This is a genomic window from Enterococcus sp. CWB-B31 (assembly GCF_020567645.1).
Classification (GTDB): domain Bacteria; phylum Bacillota; class Bacilli; order Lactobacillales; family Enterococcaceae; genus Enterococcus_L.
Window position 1 is genome coordinate 160,972 of sequence record NZ_JAJDJW010000003.1, and the last position, 16,942, is coordinate 177,913.

General features: G+C 37.2%; 15 protein-coding genes and 1 pseudogene. 14 read left to right on the forward strand and 2 right to left on the reverse strand.

The genetic code is table 11. The annotated features are described in order from the left end of the window. Positions 1 to 49: 49 nt before the first annotated feature. Positions 50 to 736, reverse strand: coding sequence for a phosphoribosylaminoimidazolesuccinocarboxamide synthase (locus tag LI954_RS04900; protein ID WP_229443850.1), 687 nt, complete (start codon positions 734 to 736; stop codon positions 50 to 52). Positions 737 to 1,540: 804 nt separating this feature from the next. On the opposite strand from LI954_RS04900, the gene LI954_RS04905 reads away from it, so the two are divergent. Together LI954_RS04905 and LI954_RS04910 are read left to right on the forward strand one after the other, a co-directional pair. Continuing rightward, positions 1,541 to 2,440, forward strand: a complete 900-nt coding sequence (locus tag LI954_RS04905) for a hypothetical protein (RefSeq protein WP_202065668.1) — start codon at positions 1,541 to 1,543, stop codon at positions 2,438 to 2,440. 555 nt (positions 2,441 to 2,995) lie between these two features. Further along, positions 2,996 to 3,286, forward strand: a complete 291-nt coding sequence (locus LI954_RS04910) for a hypothetical protein (RefSeq protein WP_229443851.1) — start codon at positions 2,996 to 2,998, stop codon at positions 3,284 to 3,286. 240 nt (positions 3,287 to 3,526) lie between these two features. Here the strand turns inward: LI954_RS04910 and LI954_RS04915 are convergent, their stop codons facing one another. Next, the gene (locus LI954_RS04915) at positions 3,527 to 4,396 is read right to left on the reverse strand and encodes an AraC family transcriptional regulator (protein WP_229443852.1); all 870 of its coding nucleotides are present in this window, start codon (positions 4,394 to 4,396) and stop codon (positions 3,527 to 3,529) included. 168 nt (positions 4,397 to 4,564) lie between these two features. On the opposite strand from LI954_RS04915, the gene rhaB reads away from it, so the two are divergent. The 12 genes and pseudogenes from rhaB to LI954_RS04970 all read left to right on the forward strand — a co-directional run bounded on the left by rhaB (position 4,565) and on the right by LI954_RS04970 (position 16,941). After that, entirely contained in the window at positions 4,565 to 6,031 is a 1,467-nt protein-coding gene (gene rhaB / locus LI954_RS04920) for a rhamnulokinase (RefSeq protein WP_229443853.1), read from the forward strand. Further along, entirely contained in the window at positions 6,032 to 7,279 is a 1,248-nt protein-coding gene (gene rhaA, locus LI954_RS04925) for an L-rhamnose isomerase (protein WP_229443854.1), read from the forward strand. It begins immediately after the preceding gene. 73 nt (positions 7,280 to 7,352) lie between these two features. Further along, complete coding sequence (rhaD, locus tag LI954_RS04930) at positions 7,353 to 8,180, forward strand: rhamnulose-1-phosphate aldolase (protein WP_229440889.1); 828 nt, start codon at positions 7,353 to 7,355, stop codon at positions 8,178 to 8,180. Between the two features lie 129 nt (positions 8,181 to 8,309). After that, positions 8,310 to 8,387: pseudogene (locus LI954_RS16315) on the forward strand (1,3-propanediol dehydrogenase); the annotation flags it as partial. 1,076 nt (positions 8,388 to 9,463) lie between these two features. After that, positions 9,464 to 10,687, forward strand: a complete 1,224-nt coding sequence (arcA, locus tag LI954_RS04935; protein ID WP_229443855.1) for an arginine deiminase — start codon at positions 9,464 to 9,466, stop codon at positions 10,685 to 10,687. Positions 10,688 to 11,048: 361 nt separating this feature from the next. Next, positions 11,049 to 11,372, forward strand: coding sequence for a DUF3139 domain-containing protein (locus tag LI954_RS04940; protein WP_229443856.1), 324 nt, complete (start codon positions 11,049 to 11,051; stop codon positions 11,370 to 11,372). Position 11,373: 1 nt separating this feature from the next. Then, complete coding sequence (locus LI954_RS04945; RefSeq protein ID WP_229443857.1) at positions 11,374 to 11,682, forward strand: hypothetical protein; 309 nt, start codon at positions 11,374 to 11,376, stop codon at positions 11,680 to 11,682. A 447-nt stretch (positions 11,683 to 12,129) separates the two neighbouring features. After that, positions 12,130 to 13,149 (forward strand): ornithine carbamoyltransferase, encoded by a 1,020-nt coding sequence (gene argF / locus LI954_RS04950; RefSeq protein ID WP_229443858.1) that lies wholly within the window; start codon positions 12,130 to 12,132, stop codon positions 13,147 to 13,149. An 18-nt stretch (positions 13,150 to 13,167) separates the two neighbouring features. Beyond that, complete coding sequence (gene arcC / locus LI954_RS04955) at positions 13,168 to 14,109, forward strand: carbamate kinase (protein WP_229443859.1); 942 nt, start codon at positions 13,168 to 13,170, stop codon at positions 14,107 to 14,109. Between the two features lie 47 nt (positions 14,110 to 14,156). Continuing rightward, on the forward strand, positions 14,157 to 14,852 hold the full coding sequence (locus LI954_RS04960; RefSeq protein ID WP_202065703.1) for a Crp/Fnr family transcriptional regulator: 696 nt from the start codon (positions 14,157 to 14,159) through the stop codon (positions 14,850 to 14,852). Positions 14,853 to 14,956: 104 nt separating this feature from the next. Beyond that, on the forward strand, positions 14,957 to 16,405 hold the full coding sequence (locus LI954_RS04965) for a YfcC family protein (RefSeq protein ID WP_229443860.1): 1,449 nt from the start codon (positions 14,957 to 14,959) through the stop codon (positions 16,403 to 16,405). Between the two features lie 74 nt (positions 16,406 to 16,479). Continuing rightward, a complete protein-coding gene (locus LI954_RS04970; RefSeq protein ID WP_229443861.1) occupies positions 16,480 to 16,941 on the forward strand; it encodes an ArgR family transcriptional regulator in 462 nt (153 codons plus the stop codon). The last annotated feature ends 1 nt before the right edge of the window (position 16,942 follow it).

A 16,942-nucleotide genomic window follows, 5' to 3' on the forward strand; every position in this document is an offset into this window, starting at 1 on the left:
AAAAAAACAACAAAAGGTGAGGCACTCATAACAGAACCTCACCTTTTGTTTATTGAATTTTATCTAGGATAAGCTGTGCACACTCAATTTGGTTGGGAATATTACCTGCTTCATCTTTGACACGCCAAATATCAGGAGTGATTTCATCAACGACATACATTTTTCCATCATTATCGCAGCCAATTTCAATTTTAAAATCAATTAAGGTTAAGTTCATTTCTGCTAAAGAATCTTTAAGAACTGTCCCAACTTTTGTTAAGAGATCGAGTGCTTCTTCGTATTGTCCGGGTTTTAAAATCCCCTTCATCTGGCACAGACGATCAGTAATCAACGGATCACCTTGTTCATCGTCTTTCAACGTGACTTCCAAATAAGGCGGGTCAAATGGTAATCCTTCTGGTAAGGTGAAGCGGCGACACATACTGCCCGCCGTGAAATAGCGTAGAACAAATTCTAAATTTGGTACCATTAGTTGGCGAACATTCATTATACCTTTTTCGATATCTGCCCCTAAGTAATGCGTAGGGATGTCATTTTTTTCCATTAGTTCAAAAAAGTATTGGGAAACAGTTAAACCAATTTTTCCCTTGCCGACAACACTGCCGCCGACTGTGTTGGAACCTGGATCAAAGACGCCATTTTCACCGGTTGCACTGTCTTTAAATAATAAGTAAACTTCTTTACTTTCTTCATCCAGTAAGACTGTTTTCGTTTTACCATCGTACAATTCTTTCATGTTCTTCCCGCCTTCTCAAAAATATTCAGTGTTTTCAAAAATGATACCATTGAATATTTATGATGTCGATGTTTTTCCGTATTTTAATGATGAAAAAAAGAATAAAGTTCGGTTTTGGATGATAATTAGTGTGGGTTCTAGGTTAAATTGGTTTTTACACTGTTTTTTTCTGATGTTTAATCGGCATAAGTTTTCATTAAGGAACCAGAAAACAATCGAAGTCATGGATGTGGATACCAGAGATGTTTTCTTCTGATAAGGGGTGTTTCCTTTTTTTGTAATCAACTGTTAAAAAAGGGAGATAGAGATTCTCCAACGATGTGAAATAATTATATAACCCAGTTTCCTTTGCTTGTCCATAAGTCTCTTGAACGTGTATGACAAATGAAGAACATAATCGAATTTATTTGTTTATTCATTGACCAGGGAGTGGAAAAGTCGAACAGGCTGCTGCAAAATATTTTGTCGTCTAAAATATCAATTGCTTATTGTGACAAAAGGCTGATAAAGAGGAGCAGCTTCGATGCTATACAGTTTCTAGTAGTTGCTGTTCCAATGCGCTAAATAGTTTTGCTGTGAATGAATTCATTGCTTCTCTTCCAGTAGGGTAGTTCATACGGTTGAATTAAATTATTCCTTTACGTATAGTTCGGATTTTTGTTTGTATTCAGTCTCATTAGAATTTGCTATAATATATATTACCTGTTATTTTTAATGATTAAGTATATTTTAAGATGAATAATTCAGTTAAAATAAATGAAATATAGGTCAGTTATTTCAATTTGGAAAGGATGTAAAGAATCAATGCCAAATTCTTCTCGACAAAAAAAACGACATAGGAAAAAAAGAAAAACTGGATTTCCCTGGATTGCAAAAGCTTCAATCATACTGTCTATTATTCTAATTTTGACAGTCAGCTATTTTTTTTGGAACCAGCCAAAGAAGCAGCTGACTGAAGCAGAAAAAACGACCTCTTTTTCAAAGACTTCAGAGGAAGAGGTACTTTCAACATCCTCAACATTCTCCGAAAGCAGCTCCAAGGATTCAGGTAAAGCGGAAGAATCAACAATGAGTTCTGAGCAACAGCCTACTGAGGAAGAGTTGGAGGATCAGCGGATCGCCAAACAAATGGAAAACACAGTTATTTCGCGACCGATGACCTATGAACGCTTGGATGAGGGCATAAATGGGGAGCTATTGGGAAAAATAATTTGTGATAAGATTGGACTGAATATTGACTATTTTCAAGGTGTTGGTTATGAAACTGGAAGTGAATGGTCTAACGATCCCAACTCTGATGATCAGCGTTTACTAAATGCCTGTGGAGCAAAGAAAGAGCAGGTACTGGGTCAAGATAACGTGGTTGTTGCTGCTCATTCAGCATTTTATGCAACTCCTGAAGAATATTTTAATCCGCTTTTAAAAACAGAAGCAGGAACAATCGGTGAGTTAGACACTGTTGAAGGATTAATGTTAAAGATAAATGATACAATCCATGTTTTACAATTTTCTGATAATAAAGAGTACAAATTTAGGGTTTCTGATATTTTTCTTGATGATGAAACAGGTATTTTTTCTAAAACAATAGATGCACAAGGAGATATTGATGGGCGACCTCAACTTACCCTCTATGTTTGTGCTGATCCAATAGGCAATAAACGCTTAGTTATTCAAGCCGAATTAGCTAGTATATCTGAGGCTTAATTCAAGTGCACAAGGGAACAACCTTTCTGATGATTTGCGGTTTTAGATGATGCCATTTTATCAGTAAAAGTTGTTCCTTTTTTATGTTTGAACACTTAAAAAGCACTGGTCAATTTTCCTTAAGGAATTTCTGCCAGCATGAAACATTATAGGGACTTTTTTGTCACTCTTTTAAAGCTAGAATGGATACTTTTATAGATACCTATCCACATCCGCTAATAGATTTTTTTATTTCATAGAAGAAGTTAGCTAACAATACTCCTTTCATACTATATGTAATATTCATTCCTCTTTCAGGTATAATTTCCCCAATATCCATTTTACTGATTTTGAAAGCTCAACATCAGCAATTTTCCAACTCTCATCATTCTTTTTATTATCCAATGCAAGCGTAAATAATTTTGATTGAATTAAGAGTATAAAACTAATCAAAGAAAGATAACGTGAACGCTATTGACTTATGAATCAACTGAACCAGTTGATTTGAAATAGAATAAATAAAATACCGGATGCTTCTCTGGTTGAATGCATGAAGACAATTCCACTTGAGTAAGTTTGTCCGACATCTTAAAAGAAACTAACTCATGTCGTGGCGGCACTTATAAATATTTTGAAAATATTGATGATATGCTAATTGCATTTATAAATCGAGAAAGTCAGAAGCTTGATGGAAATTATGGACAAACGATCAAGATAATTCTAGCGTTCAATGAAGTTTTTGAAAGAAAAATTGAGAACTTCCTCAATTTTTTGCGTGAAAGAGTATTGGCAATGCTCAATGTATATGGAAAGATTTATTTAGATGGGGCTATTATCTTGGCGAATCAAAATAGAGAGGCGATTTAGATGAGAAGACGTAAATTGTTGGTTCTCTGTTTACTTATCTTTGTGCCATCTGGATGCAGCGTATAGTCTTCTAAAAAGAAAATATCCTGTTCTTCGTTAAATCAACATATACGGTATGGAATAATAATGGCTAGAGATACCCATTAGAATATGCGAATGATTGAAATATTCAGTTTTCAGTTATTTGCCGGATTATTTTGGAGCGCTTTATTCGTTCTAAAATAACCCGGCGATGTTGTTTTAACCAATTTTTCTGTAGACCCCGGGTGTAAGTCCGGTCTTTTTTTTAAATAGTCTGCTGAAATAAGCAAAATTATCCCAGCCCAGCTCCAGAGCAATTTCCTGAATCGATTGATCGGAGTAGCGCAGCAGGTCTTTTGCAAAGGAGATCTTTTTGTTGATTTGGTAGTTGATGGGCGGCTGTCCGATAAACCGTGAAAACTCTCTGTTTAGCTGATATTTATTAATATGAAACTGTTTTTCCAGCTGTTCCATTGAGAGTGATTCTTTAAACTGTCGGTCAATAAAAGCCTTCATGGCTAATACATAATCTGGAATTTCTTCATAAGTAAAATCCAACTGATTTTTCTGAATCAGCAATTCATTTAGGAGCTGATGCAACAGTACAGAGCTTTGGAAATCTGTTTGGGCATGCCGGTTTTCCTGTACATGTAATAATTGACGAAGGATTAAATGAATCGGATTTTCCAAATTAGCTGTGTTACTGTGAAAAACATTGGAGCCGTTCTTCATGAATTCCTGATAGAACAATTCAGAATTTCCTCCATAAAAATGCACCCAGTACATTTCCCATGGCTCTTCACTGATGGTCTGGTAATGCTGATAGTCCATACAGTCAATAAAAAAAATATCTCCGGCTTCGAGTATGTATTTCTGATTCTTATAGGCGAGGCAGCCTTTACCTGAATGGGTGAACTTCATTAAAAAGGATGGCAGATTTTCTCTTTCTGTGAAATAAGGGCGGGAAGCTTTAAAATAACCTATTTCCTGTACATAATAAAAAAGCTCTTTACTTTTTTCAGAAGGCGTATTGATGTAACGGATGGAATCCTGGCTCCAAGAATGGTTTGCTTTTTCCCAATAAGACATTCGATTTTCTCCTTCTATCAAGATAGTGCAATTATATATCAAAAATGTTTGATGTGAAAGAGGTGAAATCATACTATTATTAGTTTGTGATCGGAACTTTTGTGGATTCATCTTTATAAATGATACCGCTTTATGTTCTGACAAGAAAGTGAAATGGAAGGTGGGAGAATGATCGATACTTATATTGCTGTAGATATTGGTGCTTCAAGCGGCCGTTTAATGAAAAGTAAATGCAAGGCAGATGGCAGTATCACTCTAGAAGAGATCCATCGATTTAAAAACGGCTTTAGAAAAGTTGATGGTCATGACCGTTGGGATATTAAACGGCTGATAAAAGAAATACTCATCGGGTTGGAAAAATTAAAAAAATCCGGAGTTGCTTCTTGCTACGTTGGGATTGATACATGGGCGGTTGATTATTGTCTGGTTGATGAAACAGGCAGGCTGTTGGAAGAACCGATTTCCTATCGGGATGTCAGAACGGAAAATGCGATTAAATTTTTTTCTGAGGCTTACTCATTAGAAAAATTATATGACAAAACAGGTATCCAGATACAGCCGTTTAATACACTCTTTCAATTATTTGTTGAGGATAAGGAGAAGTTGAGTCAGGCTGCGAAGCTGCTGCTTATTCCAGATTATTTGGGTTTTGTTTTTACTGGAAAAGCAGTTACGGAGAAAACCAATGCTTCTACCATGCAGCTGCTAAATCTTGCCACACAGGATTGGGATCAGGAGCTGTTGGCATTAGCTGGAATTACTAAAGAGCAGTTATCCTTATTGGCTGATCCGGGAACTTTTCTTGGAGAATTGATAAAGGATCAGTTCTTGGAATATGACTTGCCGAATGCCAGCTTTATAACAGTTGCGACACATGATACCGCCTCGGCTGTGATCGGCACGCCGGGATGCGGCAAAGAGTGGGCCTATCTCAGCAGCGGAACTTGGTCTCTTTTAGGAATTGAAACGAAGGTTGCCACTATCACACGCAATGCATTTTATGAAAATTACACCAATGAATGGGGGGCACATAATACGATTCGCTTTTTGAAAAATATTATGGGCATGTGGCTGATTCAGGAGGTTGCCCGCATACAGAATTATCAATACAGCTATGCTGAACTAGCTGTTATGGCAGCAAAGGAAGAGCCCTTTCAGCAATTCATCAATGTGAATGATGAACGGTTTCTGAATCCGGAAAATATGATCCTCACAATACAAGATTATTGCCGTGAAACTAGTCAAAGGGTTCCGAAAACTACCGGACAAATCGCTCGCTGTATTTATGACAGTCTTGCTTTGTGCTATGCCGTGGAGCTGGAGAAGATGAAAGTGCTGACGGATACCGGTCGGCCGATTGATAAACTGCAGATTGTTGGTGGAGGATCAAAGAATAAATTTTTAAATCAGCTGACAGCTAATGCTGCTTCAATCACTGTTGAAGCCGGACCGGATGAGGCAACTGCTATCGGTAATATACTTTTGCAGATGATCGCTGCAGGTACGTTTAAAGACCTGGAAGAAGCAAGAGAGGCCATCAGGCAGTCATTTGAGATCTCTGTTCATGAACCTGAAGCATTCGATGCAGCAATACTTGATTCGTATAAAAATTTTTTAAAGGGAGCGAAAAGCTAAATGACAATAAAACAGCGTTATGAAGAAGCGAAAAAGAAATATGCTGCTCTGGGAGTGGATACAGATAGAGTAGTGGAAAAGATGGATGAAGTGAAAATTTCCATGCATGTCTGGCAAGGGGACGATGTCAAAGGATTTCTAAGTGATGCTGAGCTTTCTGGCGGTATTTCCGTAACAGGTGATTATCCGGGAGCAGCACGAACTCCTGAAGAACTTCGAAAGGATCTTGAAAAAGCGTATGCAATGATTCCGGGAAATCACAAGCTGAATCTTCATGCAATCTATCTGGATACGGAGGAGCAGGTGGATTTGAATGAGATTGAACCAAAGCATTTTGAAAAATGGGTAGCCTGGGCTAAAAAACAGGAGGTGGGGCTGGATTTTAATCCGACCTTTTTCTCACATCCCATGTATAAGGATGGCTTTACGCTTGCATCTGCAGATAAAGAAGTTAGAGATTTCTGGATTGAGCATGGCAAACGTTCAAGAAAAGTGGCTGAATACTTCGGAAAAGAGCTGGGCCAAGTCTGTGTAAATAACTTTTGGGTACCTGACGGCTTTAAGGACAATCCAATTGATCGCTTATCGCCAAGAAAGAGATTGATGGAATCGCTGGATGAGATTTTCTCAGAAAAACTGGATGAAAAATATATCTTAGATGCCGTTGAAAGCAAGCTGTTTGGGATCGGTGCGGAAGCTTATACTGTGGGCTCTCATGAGTTTTATATGGGGTATGGTCTGACAAGAAAGAAGCTGGTTTGTCTGGATGCCGGACACTTTCACCCGACAGAGGTCATTTCAAATAAACTTTCTTCTTTGTCATTGTTCAGTGAAGGAATCCTGCTGCACGTCAGCCGTCCGATCCGTTGGGATAGTGATCACGTGGTAATCATGGATGATGAGCTGCAGGAAATCGGAAGAGAACTTGTCCGTAATGACTTGCTGCCGATAACCAATATCGGTCTGGATTTTTTTGATGCGACAATTAATCGTGTTGCTGCTTGGGTCATTGGAACAAGAAATACACAAAAGGCAATTATGAAGGCGATGCTTGAACCCACAGAAGAGTTAAAAGAGATTGAGCTTTCCGGCGACTATACCACTCGTTTGGCAATGATTGAAGAATTAAAGGATTACCCATTTGCAGATGTCTGGAATTATTACTGCGAGTTGAAGAAGGTACCTGTTGGGCTGGATTGGCTGACGAATGTCAAGGAATATGAAAAAAATGTATTGAGCAAACGATAATGAATAGGAGTCAAGAAAGTATTGACTTAAATGAATTGTTGGATAGTTTAAGAAAGGAATGTGTAACGTAAATATGAAAAAAATGGATATTTTACAAGCACCATTTGTACGTGAAATGGTTGAGGTGACAACGAATTTATACCGTTTAGGCTGGGATGAGCGCAACGGCGGCAATATCTCCTATTTATTAACGAAGGAAGAAATTTTGCCATTTCTTGATCCAAATGAGGTACTAAGAACGATCCCCATGATTTTTGACGGAAGCAAGCTTGCCGGAAAATACTTTATCGTGACAGGTTCCGGAAAATATTTTAAAAATGTTTCTGCCGCTCCGACTGACAACCTTGGTGTTGTTCGCGTAAGCGATGATGGGAAAGGGGTAGAGCTGCTGTGGGGACTGACAAATGATGCGGTACCAACGAGCGAGCTGCCCAGTCATTTTATGAGCCATATTGCTCGTTTAGAGGTTGATCCGGAAAACCGGGTGATCATGCATAATCATGCCAGTCATTTACTGGCGATGAGCTTTACTCATAATTTGGATGAAAAAGCATTTACTCGTACCTTATGGCAAATGTGTACAGAGTGTTTAGTTGTCTTCCCGGAAGGTATTGGGGTTCTTCCCTGGCTGGTTCCTGGAACGAACGAGATTGGTAAAGCCACAGCAGCAAAGATGAAAGAAACACGCCTAGTATTATGGCCCCAGCATGGTATCTATGGTGCTGGAAAAGATATGGATGAAGTCTTTGGATTAATTGAAACGGCTGAAAAAGCAGCAGAAGTCTATACCTATGTTTGTGCCCAGGGCGGGATAAAACAGACAATCTCAGATGAGAATCTTTGGACACTGGCTGATGCGTTTGGTGTAATCCCTAAAGAAGGCTATCTTGAAGAACGATAGGAATTAATTTTATGGCGTGAGGAGTACTTGTTGATTATAAAAATACAGCTTTTGCAAGTACTTAATCACTCTTACTTCAATTGTTTTGAAAGTAGTTTATATAGAAAAATGCAAGGTGGGACTAGGGAGATGGCAAACAGAATGATTTTAAATGAAACATCATATTTTGGAAAGGGAGCCATTAGCGAGGCTGCAGGAGAATTCAAAGTCTGATGCAACAGTTATGAAAACTATCGGATGGTCTAGCCGGAGAATATCATATTCTATAAATTGGAAATAAACCCTCAACTGGTGATGGTGAGTCCATAGCTATTAAAAATGAAAATTTTTTGTTTTGGAATACACGGATTTTGGCTATTCTCATTTAAAGTGATACTTTATTAACCTGTAAAATGCCCGTCTTTAAGTGATGAATTTTAATAGCTGTATACTATTTTGAGTTGGCAGAGTATTCTTTAAGATGCTCTGCCAACTCTTTTTAACTGCAATTAAAGATAAAATAGATTAAAGTTGTAAGTAAGGATAAATGATGCTGTTCTTCACTGGTATATTTTCAGGATGATTTGCTTATTTATCCTATTTATCAATCGATAAATTTGACGGCAGCTGTAGGAGCGTGCTCCTGCAGCTGATCTATCAGTTATTCTTGATGACAAAAGAAAGAATATTCAAGTTCAGCAAAAGTTTTTGAATGAATAGGAATGTCTGAGAATATTAAGGAATGGTCGTTCTAGTTTAGAATTTTTCTGAGTTAGAATTATCATTTCTTTTTCATCAAAATCTTTACTTCCATTTTGAGCTGGTAGTAAAAGCAATGTTTCTATCATTCCAGAGATAAAGATTGCTGCTTTAGGAGGTTATTAATTATTTAAATTACTCTTTAAAAAAACTAATGAAAAGATTCGTTTATTTATTTTCAAATGTTATTTATTAATTTGAAATCGACAAATAATATCCATGTAATTAAAAGCCTTCAATTTAATGACCTGCTGACTCCTGCAGTGATAATGAATGTTGTTTTAATAGTATCTTTTTTAACACTGGGAAAGCTTTATTATCTTATTTATTAAGTTACTCCTCTTTTTACATTAGAAAAAACTTATTTTGGATTAATATAAATTTTTAAAAGGAACAAGTGTAAATTTATTTAAAAGGATGTATATATTCATCTTTTCTGCATAATGAGAAGGATTGGGCATTAGTGAAGAGAAAAGGCTCGTTTGGAAGCGTTTAAATAATTGTTATTATAAGGGTGTCCAAAATAACAATGGGAGGTTTTATTTATGGAAAATGCAATTAATGTTTTTTCAGAAATTGGAAAGCTGAAGCAAGTGATGCTGCACCGTCCAGGTAAAGAATTAGAAAATTTGATGCCTGACCATCTGGAGCGGCTGCTGTTTGATGATATTCCTTTTTTAGAACAGGCAAGAAAGGAGCATGATTATTTTGCAAATACACTTCGCTCAAAAGATATTGATGTCTTGTATTTGGAAGATTTGGCAGCAGAAGCACTGATTTCTGAGGAAATTAAGAATCTGTTTCTGGATGAATATCTTAATGAAGCAGCTATTCAGGATGAAACAATTAAACATGAAATTAAAGAATACTTTCTGTCACTTGATACAAATCGTGAATTGATCGATCAGTCGATGGCAGGCTTAAGAAAAAATCAACTGTCGGGGATTCAGTCCACTTCATTAACAGGATTAGTAGATGATCACTATCCTTTCTTCATTGACCCAATGCCGAACTTATATTTCACCAGAGATCCGTTTGCTACGATTGGTCACAGTGCTTCTTTGAATAAGATGTATTCAGAAACAAGGCGAAGAGAAACACTTTATGGGAAATATATTTTTAAATACCATCCAATGTTCAAGGACAATCCGGTTAACCTACTTTATAATCGTGAAAATAATACAAGAATCGAGGGTGGTGATGAACTGGTTTTATCCAGCAAAGTAATGGCAGTGGGCATCTCTCAAAGAACTGATGTTGTTTCGATTGAGCGGCTTGCATGCAATATTTTTGAAAGTGAAAAAAGCTTTGAGCATTTATTAGCCTTTAATATTGGGGAGAAAAGAAAATTTATGCATTTAGATACGGTGTTCACTATGGTGGATTACGATAAGTTTACCATCCATCCGGAAATCGAAGGGGATTTGATTGTCTATTCTATTTCAAAGGAAAATGGGGAGATAAGGATTGTTGAAGAAAAGGATACACTGGAACATATACTCTGTCGTTATTTAAAATTATCGGCTGTTGAGCTGGTTCGCTGTGGAGGTGGTGATATTACTGCAGCTGCAAGAGAGCAGTGGAATGATGGATCAAATACATTAACGATCGCACCGGGAGAAGTAGTTGTCTATGATCGCAACGTGATTACGAATAAGCGTCTGGAAGAAGCCGGAGTGAAATTAAACTATATTCCAGGCAGTGAGCTTGTTCGCGGTCGCGGCGGACCAAGATGTATGAGTATGCCGTTTGTAAGAGAGAATATCTAGCGTGAGTACGGAAACTAGCTGAGATTTCAAAAAGTAAAACGAAAAATGTACCTGGCTTAGTCAAACGTCCAGCCAAATTGTTTATGAACCAATTTTAGGGGACACCCAATAAACTTACGATCCGTCATTTTTTTAAATAGCAATGATTCAAGCGGAAGTAAGCTGTACTAGATGGGGATCAACACACGCCATCAAGGTGTAAAAGAAGTTTCGATGTTTTTATGTAGCTTCATCGTTTCCAACCCATGATCGACCAATACTTGTTTATTGATCCGCCTTGATTGAACCCAATTAGAACAATATTTTGCGAGTTTCCGGACTTGCTCATAATTTGAAAGAGGTGTTTGTTATTAAAAGGGTAATGTTAGTTATAATTGGAATTGTTGCGATTGTATTTTCCTCCATCTATGTTTACCAAATTCCTGTTAAAAAATATATTGCAGAACAAGAGTTGTATGAATTACTTGAAAATGAATATGGGCTGAAATCAACCAATATTCAAATTACTAATATTATTAGGGATATAAAAAGTGTGAGAGGAGGTGTTGGCATCAGATTTACCGTGACAAATAGTTCGTTGTTATATGATTACGATTACTCTGTTTTAAAGAAAAATTGGATTCGTGGTTATGTAGAAAATGGCAGGTATTATAATACAAATAAAATATTTTTTGAGGAGGAATGATATGAAAAAATTTTTGTGTATTCTAAGTTTTTTAGGAATTTTCACTGCTCTTTTGTTTAATAGTAGTAAGGTATTTGCAAGTGAGATGGATGATTTCTTAAGCGAGTATGCGTTAGTCGGAGAAAAATTAGATGAATTTGAAAGAAACGATGAGGAAATTACTTTTGATTTATATGTTCAATTAGCAACAACTCCCCCTCCATCTGATCCAGTAATTCCAGAATTTCGAAGTGTTGCCGGAAATCCCCAAGCTGGTGATATATTAATTACTAAATTACATGGCAATAGCTCAAAGCTCCTTCATAAATAAAACCAAGTTATTTGCCAGTTTTAATTTTAGATTAAGAAACTATGCAGTTCAAAAGAATTGTTGGATCTTTGGTAGGTTTTCCAGTATGAGAATAGGCCTATCGAAGTAATGGGATGGCTGGATCCAAATCCAGCATTTGGAAGAGTTGGATATTGTTGTGATGGAAGATCAAATTGTCATTTGGTATTTTCGCTAAGGCGACATTCAATTAAGATAAATAACAGGAATGGGTCATAACTTGACGGAGCATAAAAAAGATCACCTTTCATTTAGATACAGGGTACTTGTTCACAAGCGATTATCAAGAACGGTTTTTCTTGCCAAGTAAAAACCCTTAAAAATAGGAAAAAATTGAGGTAGATCAACAGCAACAATCTTGATTGAACCCAATTAGAACAATATTTTGCGAGTTTCCGAACTTGCTCATCTAACATAGGAGGAACGAAAATGACATCAGTATTTCAAGGTAGAAGCTTATTAGCAGAAAAAGATTTTAAAAGAGAAGAGCTGGAATATTTAATTGATTTTTCCATTCATCTCAAAGATTTAAAGAAACAGAATATACCGCACAGATATTTGGAAGGAAAAAATATTGCGCTTCTTTTTGAAAAAGCATCCACACGTACAAGAGCTGCATTTACCACTGCTTCCATTGATTTAGGGGCTCATCCGGAATTTTTAGGCGCAAACGATATTCAATTAGGGAAAAAAGAATCTGTTGAGGATACCGCAAAAGTTTTAGGAAGGATGTTTGACGGAATTGAGTTTCGTGGTTTTAGTCAGGAAGTAGTGGAGGATCTGGCAAAATATTCAGGTGTACCGATTTGGAACGGGTTGACAGATGAATGGCATCCAACTCAAATGATTGCAGATTTCATGACTATTAAGGAAAACTTCAAAACGCTGGAAAACATTACACTTGTCTATGTTGGTGATGGTCGTAACAATATGGCAAACAGCTTGCTGGTTACAGGAGCGATTTTGGGTGTGAATGTTCGAATTTGTGCACCAAAGGAACTGCATCCGGAAAAATCAGTCGTAGATTATGCTGAACAATTTGCATCAAAATCAGGCAGTAAATTACTAATCACAGATGATGTTGCAGAAGGCGTAAAAGGTGCAAATGTACTTTATACAGATGTTTGGGTTTCAATGGGTGAGGAAGACAAATTCGAGGAACGTGTGAGTATGCTTAAGGATTATCAGATTAATATGGATATGGTAAAAGCAACCGGTAATGCTGATGGAGATCTGATCGTTCTTCACTGTTTACCGGCATTTCATGATACAAATACAACCTATGGAAAAATGATTAAGGAAAAATTTGGTATTGAAGAAATGGAAATTACAGATGAAGTTTTCCGAAGTAAATATGGAAGACAATTTGAAGAAGCAGAAAATCGGATGCATTCCATTAAAGCAATTATGGCAGCGACTTTAGGAAACCTGTTTATTCCAAAAGCATAGGTAGAAGGAGGAGTATGTGTGACTCAAAGAAAAAAGCGAATTGCAGTAGCTTTGGGCGGTAACGCCATTCTGACCAAGGATGCCAGTGCTGAGGCTCAACAGCATGCATTGGAACAAACCTCTAAACATTTGGTTGAGCTGATTCAGTCAGATGTTCAGCTGATCATATCACATGGGAATGGACCTCAGGTAGGCAATCTGTTGTTGCAGCAACAGGCGTCTGACTCTGAAAAAAATCCGGCTATGCCTTTGGATACCTGTGTAGCAATGACACAGGGAAGTATTGGCTTTTGGCTTCAGAATGCTTTAGAAAGGGAAATCAGAGAAGCAAGCTTAAATAAGAAAGTTGCAACCATCATTACCCAGATAATTGTGGATAAAAAAGATGAAGCATTCAAAAATCCCAGCAAGCCGATTGGTCCATTCCTTACACGTGAACAAGCTCAAGCTTTAGAAAAAGAAACAGGAGCTGTTTATAGTGAGGATGCTGGAAGAGGCTGGCGCAAAGTTGTGCCAAGTCCCAAACCAATAGCCATCCAAGAGCAGTATAGCATAAAAACGCTGGTTGACAACGATATTATAACCATTTGTTCCGGCGGTGGAGGAATTCCGATTGACAGTCAGTCGTTTAGAGGGATAGAGGCTGTTATTGATAAGGATTTTGCTTCTGAAAAATTAGCAGAACTGGTTGATGCAGATATTTTTATTATTTTAACTGGTGTGAATCAGATTGCTTTGAATTATGGAAAGAAAAATGAACAATGGCTGGATCAAATGACTGTTGCTGAAGCAGAACAATACATGAAGGAAGGGCACTTTGCTCCTGGTAGTATGCTGCCGAAAGTGGAAGCAGCTGTCCAGTACGTCAAATCTCGACCAGATTGTAAAGCAGTAATCACTTCTTTAGAAATGCTTGCAAGCATTGATGAACAGGGTGTTGGTACAGAAATCATTTTTTGATTTAGATTACGAACCAGAATGAAAATAGTTCTTTTGGAGTGAGACATATGGAAACAAATGACAGAGCTAAAAAGCAAAGAATTACTAGTGAATATCCTTATTTCTCGGTCTTGGACAATGAAACTCAAGGGCTTCTAATTGAAAATATGTATTGCCGTTCATATAAAAAAGGACAAATACTTTTTTTTACAGATGATAAACGAGATAGAATTTTTTTCTTAAACAAAGGGTTAGTTCGGCTTGAACGATCAGAGGAAAGTGCTGTATACAATTTCCTGGGAGTCATCGGTGAAAAAAGACTATTTCCATTGCTGGGGCTGTTTGAATCAGAAAAATATTACTTTTCTGCGGTTGCTGCGACAGATATAGAGGTGTGCTATATACCTGCTGTGCTTTTTGAAAAAATCGTTCAAATGGATGTATGGAAATTGAAGCTTATTACGGCTGATTTAAATGTGCTCCTCAAAAAACAGGTAAGAAGAATTCAGTATTGTACTACATCTAAGGCGAAGCAGAGAGTAAAAAATACTTTAGCGATTTTGATGGAGGATTTAGGACAGCAGGATGATGACAGAATTATCATTCCGCATCCGATTATGATTAACGATCTATCGAAGCTCAGTGGTACAACAAGAGAAACAGTTGGTCAGACACTTAGAGAATTAGTTAAGAAAAGAAAAATAATATATGAGTACAAACAATTTACTTTTCTTGATGGCGACTATTTTAAATTGGGAAAATAGATTGAGGGACTCTATATAGAGAGGAAAAATATGAAAGGAGCTCTATCTGAAGGCTGAAGTTCAAAAATATTTTTCTTTAGGGCTCTTTCGTATAGAATCGAAAAATGACAAAGAAAAAGGAAAAAAAGTCTATTTCATCTTTTAGTATTCTGTTCATCATTCTTATTCTTTTAACCGTGGCTTCATGGATTTTTTCAGGACAAACATTTGCACCGACGTTTCTTTCAGGAGGAACTGAAGAAGTCAGCAGTGTAGTTGGTGCCAGTGTTTCAGATCTGGTAATGTCCCCCTTTAACGGTTTTAGAGATGCGATTGACATTTGTGTATTTATTCTGATTTTAGGCGGATTTTTAAATATTATTACAAAGACAGGCGCATTGGAAGCTGGAATTCAGCATATTGTTCGAAAACTGAAAGGGAATGAGCTGATTCTGATACCAATCCTGATGATTTTATTCTCCATCGGCGGTTCAACTTACGGGATGGCAGAAGAAACTATTCCATTTTATAGTCTGCTAGCTGTAACCATGGTTGCCTCCGGTTTTGATATAATCGTTTCAATTGGAACCGTTATGCTGGGAGCGGGAGCAGGTGTAATCGGTTCCACAGTGAATCCATTTGCAACCGGTGTAGCAATGGATGCTTTAAAAAGCGTTGGAATTATACCAAATACGGGGATTGTTTTAGGAATTGGTTTTACTTTATGGCTTGCTACAACAGCTTACTGTATTTTTTGTGTAATGAGTTATGCTAGGGAAGTAAAGGCTGAAAAAGGTTCAACTATTTTGAGCCTGCAGGAACAAGAAGATATGGAGAAACATTTTGCAAGGACCGATTCGCAGACGATTGAATTCACTGGTAAACATAAAGCGATTTTATCTGTTTTTGCTTTTTCATTTGCCATAATGGTGATTACCTTAATTCCATGGGGATCATTTAATATCCACCTGTTTGACGGCTGGACGTCCTTGTTGACAGGTGAAAGCTTTGGTGACTGGTACTTTGGAGATTTGGCAATGTGGTTCTTTTTGAGCAGTTTGGTTGTTTCACTCATTCAGGGTTTCTCTGAAAGAGAGATCATTGCAACATTTATAGATGGAGTAAAAGACATTTTATCTGTTGTACTGATTATTGTCGTTGCTCGTGGCGCTTCTGTCATCATGCAGGTTACACACCTCGATTTATTTATTCTGGATCGAGCAGCGAATCTGCTTCAGGGCTTGTCTCCGATATTGTTTGTAATCGGTGCGTATGTTTTGTATTTGTTCCTGTCATTTCTGATCCCATCTACATCAGGCCTGGCGTATGTGTCAATTCCGGTAATGGGAGCTTTAGCCAATAATATTGGTTTGAATCCAAATGTCATGATTATGATTTTTACTGCCGGATGCGGACTGGTGAACTTGATTACACCAACTTCCGGTGTTGTCATGGGAGGACTTGAAATTTCCAAAGTGAACTATTCTACTTGGACAAGGTTTATGATGAAGCCGCTCATTATCATTGGAGTCAGCAACCTGCTGATTTTGATTGCAGCCATGCTGTTTCTATAAGCAAAAATTGACATGCATGATTGATTATCAGGGGAGCTGTTTTTTGCTGGGCAATGGAAAATAGGTGAAGACTTATGAATAAAAATGATCGCCAAAAAAAAATAAAGAAGATAATAATTGAGAATGAAATTGAAACGCAGGATGAACTGCTGATTTATCTGAAAAGAGAAGGTCTTGTGATTACGCAGGCAACGATTTCAAGGGATATGAAAGAATTGAATATTGTCAAATCTTATTTGGAAGATGGTAAGAAGAGACTCACTCTTTTAGTTCTTGAAAAAAATGATTCTGAACTGGATCAAAAGCTGAAAAAAAGTATAAAGGATTACACTAAGTCCATTGAAATTGTTAGATTCATCATTATTATTCGAACAATTCCAAATGGTGCAGATGTCATTGCAAACTATATGGATAAAAAAAGATTTTCTGAAGTAACAGCGACAATTGCAGGATATGATACCTTGATTGTAATCACAAATTCAGAAAAGAATGCGGAGAAATTTTGCGTACAATTGAATACGTATATCAATCAATGAC

What these genes read in the sequence shown, in the direction of transcription:
- argF (WP_229443858.1), top strand. Translation starts at nt 12,130, where the DNA reads ATGACATCAGTATTTCAAGGTAGAAGCTTATTAGCAGAAAAAGATTTT.
- LI954_RS04940 (WP_229443856.1), top strand. Translation starts at nt 11,049, where the DNA reads ATGTTAGTTATAATTGGAATTGTTGCGATTGTATTTTCCTCCATCTAT.
- rhaD (WP_229440889.1), top strand. Translation starts at nt 7,353, where the DNA reads ATGAAAAAAATGGATATTTTACAAGCACCATTTGTACGTGAAATGGTT.
- LI954_RS04945 (WP_229443857.1), top strand. Translation starts at nt 11,374, where the DNA reads ATGAAAAAATTTTTGTGTATTCTAAGTTTTTTAGGAATTTTCACTGCT.
- LI954_RS04900 (WP_229443850.1), bottom strand. Translation starts at nt 736, where the DNA reads ATGAAAGAATTGTACGATGGTAAAACGAAAACAGTCTTACTGGATGAA.
- LI954_RS04965 (WP_229443860.1), top strand. Translation starts at nt 14,957, where the DNA reads ATGACAAAGAAAAAGGAAAAAAAGTCTATTTCATCTTTTAGTATTCTG.
- LI954_RS04905 (WP_202065668.1), top strand. Translation starts at nt 1,541, where the DNA reads ATGCCAAATTCTTCTCGACAAAAAAAACGACATAGGAAAAAAAGAAAA.
- LI954_RS04960 (WP_202065703.1), top strand. Translation starts at nt 14,157, where the DNA reads ATGGAAACAAATGACAGAGCTAAAAAGCAAAGAATTACTAGTGAATAT.
- LI954_RS04915 (WP_229443852.1), bottom strand. Translation starts at nt 4,396, where the DNA reads ATGTCTTATTGGGAAAAAGCAAACCATTCTTGGAGCCAGGATTCCATC.
- arcA (WP_229443855.1), top strand. Translation starts at nt 9,464, where the DNA reads ATGGAAAATGCAATTAATGTTTTTTCAGAAATTGGAAAGCTGAAGCAA.
- rhaB (WP_229443853.1), top strand. Translation starts at nt 4,565, where the DNA reads ATGATCGATACTTATATTGCTGTAGATATTGGTGCTTCAAGCGGCCGT.
- rhaA (WP_229443854.1), top strand. Translation starts at nt 6,032, where the DNA reads ATGACAATAAAACAGCGTTATGAAGAAGCGAAAAAGAAATATGCTGCT.
- LI954_RS04970 (WP_229443861.1), top strand. Translation starts at nt 16,480, where the DNA reads ATGAATAAAAATGATCGCCAAAAAAAAATAAAGAAGATAATAATTGAG.